The following is a 236-nucleotide window of genomic DNA, read 5'->3' as shown; positions in this document are numbered from 1 at the left end:
ATTCCTTCGCACTACGCGCCACATAGGCCAGCATCGGTGTTCCGATCTGACCCTGACCGATAAAAGCAATGATGGTAAGCACGTAGAAAGCATTGATCGCAATGTCATCAATTGGCCCTGGCAGCGTGGTGCAGAAATGGTTCATATTCACTAATCCGATTACGCCATTAAGCACTAAGGGCCGGAAATCCATATACAAGGAGACCAGAGCCAAGCTTAAGTACAAAATCAGCATG

Annotated in this window: 1 protein-coding gene; it reads right to left on the bottom strand. The window is 47.5% G+C overall.

Going from position 1 to position 236, the window contains the following annotated elements; all coding sequences use genetic code 11:
* Window positions 1-236: hypothetical protein (locus KVT27_RS26170; protein ID WP_217582331.1), on the bottom strand; the 236-nt coding region annotated here is incomplete at both ends.

Source organism: Lysinibacillus sp. GbtcB16, from assembly GCF_019091145.1.
Lineage (GTDB): Bacteria > Bacillota > Bacilli > Bacillales_A > Planococcaceae > Lysinibacillus > Lysinibacillus fusiformis.
The sequence above is the reverse complement of the archived record's forward strand: the minus strand, read 5'-3'. Positions and strand labels throughout refer to the sequence as shown.